Source organism: Planomonospora algeriensis (genome assembly GCF_977012225.1).
This window is the reverse complement of record NZ_CDRNDK010000526.1, coordinates 1-3,912: the sequence shown is the minus strand read 5'-3', so window position 1 is coordinate 3,912 and position 3,912 is coordinate 1. Positions and strand designations below refer to the sequence as shown.

Sequence of the window (3,912 nt, the reverse complement as noted above, 5' to 3'; positions counted from 1 at the left end):
GGCGCAGGACACCGGACCCCGCCGCGGTCCGCGCCGGCGTCCGAACCCCGGCCCGCTCCGGCGAGGGGGCGTCCTGCGGCTCTCCGAAGATGTTCATCCGGCGGCCCCGGCGCCGGTGTCCCCACCGGCGGCCCTCCGGGTCCGAGGGGACCGGCGGGCCCCTCCGGACGGCGGCGCGGCCGTGAACCGGCTCGCGACGACCAGGTGCATCGTTCCTCCTGCGACTGGGAAGTCATGGGCGGGCCCGCGGGGCGGGCGTTCGCGGTGAGTCCACGCGATGCCCGCCGGCCTGGGGGACGGAGTCGTCCCATGACGTGTGACGGCCCCCGCCCCGGCGGCTCCCGCACCGCCGCTGATCACCCGGGACAGCAGACCAGAACCATCGAATCATGTCCAATACCGATAAACGCATCCGATGGATACCGGAACGGATATCACCGCAGGCAGAGCGGGATGAGACGCCGCCGCAGGAGGCCGCCGCCCTCCTTCGCGGGAGAAGGATCAGGCCCGCTCGGGCACGGCCATCTCGCCGAGGAGGGACCAGTCGCCCTGCGGGACCGTCGCGTTGACGATCCGGGGCGTGGCGGCGAGGTGGGGCGGCAGCGTCCGCTGCGCCTGCCGGAAGTGCTCGGATCCCACGTGCGCCGCCCCGGCCTCGTCATCGCGGAACGCCTCCACCAGGACGTACTCGGCCGGGTCCTCGACGCTCCGGGACCAGTCGAACCACAGGCAGCCGGGCTCGGCACGGGTCGCCTCCGTGAACTCCCGGGTGATCTCGGGCCACCGGTCGGCGGACCCGGGCAGCACGCGGAACCTGGCGGCGATGAAGATCATCGATTCTCCTCTGCTGGTGGACGGCGGGCTGCGATCGCAGAACGACCCGCCGACGATGCTAGTGATCCCGGCGGCCGGTCCCCTCCGTGACACGGGGAACCGCGCCGGGCTCCCCGGTCCCGCCATCGCGAACATCCCGTTTCGGAAACTTTCCACTGCGATCCTTCGTCAACGGGTAAAGAGCGGATGAAGAACCACACTTTCCACGGGGGCCTTGCGCACGGGAAGGTACGGGGACCGTTGACGGGGAGTCCAGGGGCGGCCGGGCCGCCGATGAGCGCCGAAGGCGTCGAACACGCCCTGCGGATCCGTGGCGAGGAGCGGGACCGCATCTCCGGCGACGTCCTGGACCTGGACGCGCACACCGTGTTCCGGCTGCTGGGCGGTTCCGCGCTGCACGGGGAGACCGCGCGGCGCTGGGCGGACGCCGAGCGCCGCGCGGCCCTGCTCTGGGCTCTGCTGGACGCCTACCGGGACGTCCTCGACCGGGCCGAGCGGATCGCCGGGAGCCGCCGCAGGCTCGGGGCGTCCGAGCTGGCGGAGCTGACCGGGCTGCTCACCGGACCCGCCGTCCGCCTCGCGCCCGAGGCGCGGCCGGTGGAGCGCCGGTCGCTGCTGGCCTCGCCCGGCGAGCGCTTCACCCTGGACGGGGCGGTGGCCGCGATGGACGCCGCCTTCCGCGACGTCACCGCCCTGATCGCGGACGTGGACGCGGTCTGGAGCGCGGCGCTCCCCGGACTCGACGCCGCGGCCTCCGCAGCCGCCGCGGCCCGGCGGCTGCTGCGCGGGCTCGGAGCCGGCGATCCCGAGCTGGACGCGTGCGAGCGGGAGATCGAACGGCTCGGGGGGAACTGCGCGGTGATCCGCTCGGTTCCGGCCGCGGGCGGGCGGAGGCCGTGGAACGCGCCGCCGCCACCGCCGGGCGCCTGCGCGAGCGGGCGGAGCGCGCCACGGCGCTCCGCCGGGAGTACGGCGCGCACCGCGAGACGCTGGAGCTGCTCGTCGCCCGGGCGGCCGCGGCCGAGGAGGAGGCCCGCCGGACCCGCGACCTCGTGCTGGTGAAGATCGCCTCTCCGGCGCTGCCCGCCCTGCCCCGCTGGACCCCGCTCCTTCGTGAGCGCCTGGCCGCGCTGGACGGGCCCCTCACGGACGGCCCCGGCTCCCTCGGCGGCGCGAGCGGCCCGGACGGCGCTCCGAGGGGCCCGGACGGTGGCCCGGGGAGCCCGGGAGGCCCGGAGGACGAGGACGGCCGGGGAGGACCGGGAGGACCGGGAGGACCGGAGGGTGAGGGCGGCCGCTGGCTGGAACGGGCCGACCTCCTCGCCGGCCTCGGACACGACGCGGAGCAGGCCCTGCGGCAGGCCGGACACGCCACCGCGGCGCTGCGCGAGCTGCTCGCGCGGCGGGACGAGCTCCGCGGGCGGCTGGAGGCCTTCCGGGCCAAGGCCGTCCGGCTCGGCCGGGCCGAGGACACCCGGCTCGACCGCCTGTACCGGCACGCGCGCGACCTGCTCTGGACGGCTCCCTGCGACCTGCGGCGGGCGGCGGTGGCCGTGACCGGATACCGGCGCGCGATCGAAGGGGGTGCCCCGTGAACTGTGCGATGCCCGGTTGCCCGGGCCGCATCGAGGACGGCTACTGCGATCTGTGCGGCCACGCCGCCGCGGGCCCTCCCCCGCCCGCGGGCTCCCCGTCGTCCTCCCCTGCCCCTCGGTCCGCGTCCGGAACCGGAGCCGGGGTCGGGGTCGGGGTCGGGAGGGGCGGCACTGACGGGGCCGGGTCCGGGCCGGCCTCCGGAGCCGGCTCCGGGCCGAGGCCCGCCGGCGTCTCCGCACCGGTCACCGTCCCGTCGGCGCGGCACGGAACCGGTCCCTCCTCGAGTCGCGGGACGCGGGGCACCGGCGGATCGCGGCCGGGCCTGCTGGGCACCGGGCTGGCCGAGGTCCCCCCGGTGCTCTACCGGGACCCGGCGGCGGTGGTGCTGCACGACCCCGAGGTGCCGGAGGACCGCAGGTTCTGCGGCGCGCCCGACTGCGGCAGGCCCGTCGGCCGGAGCCGCGATGGACGGCCGGGCCGTACCGAGGGGTTCTGCCCGCACGACGGCACCCCGTTCTCCTTCACCCCCAAACTGCGCGAGGGCGACCTGGTCGCCGGGCAGTACGAGGTGAAGGGCTGCCTGGCGCACGGCGGGCTCGGCTGGGTCTACCTGGCCGCCGACCGGAACCTCGACGGCCGGTGGGTGGTCCTCAAGGGACTGCTGAACACCAACGACGCCGAGGCGCTGGCCGTGGCGGAGGCCGAACGCCGCTTCCTGACCGGCGTGGACCACCCGAACATCGTCAAGATCTTCAACTTCGTTCGGCACCGCGAACCCGGCACCGGCCCCGCCGCCGGGCGGATGGCCGGGTACCTCGTCATGGAGTACATCGGCGGCGAGTCCCTGCACGACCTGCTCCGCCGCCGGCTGCGGGAGACCGGCGCCGCCGAGGCCCTGCCGCTGCGCCAGGCGATCCCGTACGCCCTGGAGATCCTGCGCGCCCTCGGCTACCTGCACGAGCGGGGGATGCTCTACTGCGACCTCAAGCCCGCCAACGTGATCCAGGTCGGCCGCGAGCTGAAGATCATCGATCTCGGCGCGGTCCGGATGATCGGCGACTCCGACAGCGCCGTCTACGGCACGGTCGGCTACCAGGCTCCGGAGATCTCCTCCGAAGGCCCCTCGGTCGCCTCCGACCTCTACACCGTGGGCCGGACGCTGGCGGTGCTCTCCATCCCCTTCAGCCCGGTCTCCGGCGGCGCCGAGGCGCCCGTCCCCGCCCTGGAGGATCTCCCCCCCGGCCGTCCGGCACGAGTCCTTCCACCGCTTCCTGCTCAGGGCGACCGCGGCCTTCCCCGCCGCCCGCTTCTCCGGTGCCGAGGAGATGGCCGACCAGCTGGTGGGGGTCCTGCGGGAGGTGCGCGCCGCCGAGGACGGCGTGCCCTACCCGGCGCCGTCCGCCCTGTTCGGCCCCGAGCGGATCGCGGCCGGGACCGCCCCTGTCCGCGCCCGGCGGCGGGCGCCTGCTCGTCCCGCTGGAG

At 75.9% G+C, this 3,912-nt stretch carries 5 protein-coding genes; 4 read left to right on the top strand and 1 reads right to left on the bottom strand.

What is annotated here, in order from left to right; all coding sequences use genetic code 11:
* Nucleotides 1-501 precede the first annotated feature (501 nt).
* A complete protein-coding gene (locus ACWJ6R_RS31735; RefSeq protein WP_449065751.1) occupies nucleotides 502-834 on the bottom strand; it encodes a putative quinol monooxygenase in 333 nt (110 codons plus the stop codon).
* Between ACWJ6R_RS31735 and ACWJ6R_RS31730 the strand changes: the two genes are divergently transcribed.
* The 4 genes from ACWJ6R_RS31730 to ACWJ6R_RS31715 form a co-directional block, all read left to right on the top strand.
* Nucleotides 824-1,024 carry a hypothetical protein gene (locus ACWJ6R_RS31730; protein ID WP_449065750.1) on the top strand — a complete coding sequence of 67 codons (201 nt, stop codon included), beginning with the start codon at nucleotides 824-826 and terminating at the stop codon, nucleotides 1,022-1,024. The genes ACWJ6R_RS31735 and ACWJ6R_RS31730 overlap by 11 nt on opposite strands.
* A gap of 83 nt (nucleotides 1,025-1,107) precedes the next feature.
* A complete protein-coding gene (locus ACWJ6R_RS31725) occupies nucleotides 1,108-1,896 on the top strand; it encodes a hypothetical protein (protein WP_449065749.1) in 789 nt (262 codons plus the stop codon).
* Nucleotides 1,887-2,429, top strand: coding sequence for a hypothetical protein (locus tag ACWJ6R_RS31720; protein WP_449065748.1), 543 nt, complete (start codon nucleotides 1,887-1,889; stop codon nucleotides 2,427-2,429). Before ACWJ6R_RS31725 ends, ACWJ6R_RS31720 begins: the two co-directional genes overlap by 10 nt.
* 356 nt (nucleotides 2,430-2,785) lie before the next feature.
* On the top strand, nucleotides 2,786-3,912 hold a 1,127-nt coding region (locus ACWJ6R_RS31715), incomplete at its 3' end, for a protein kinase domain-containing protein (RefSeq protein WP_449065747.1).

Excerpts from the sequence above, each read along its gene's own strand:
- ACWJ6R_RS31730 (WP_449065750.1), top strand. The coding sequence starts at position 824 with ATGAAGATCATCGATTCTCCTCTGCTGGTGGACGGCGGGCTGCGATCG.
- ACWJ6R_RS31735 (WP_449065751.1), bottom strand. The coding sequence starts at position 834 with ATGATCTTCATCGCCGCCAGGTTCCGCGTGCTGCCCGGGTCCGCCGAC.
- ACWJ6R_RS31725 (WP_449065749.1), top strand. The coding sequence starts at position 1,108 with ATGAGCGCCGAAGGCGTCGAACACGCCCTGCGGATCCGTGGCGAGGAG.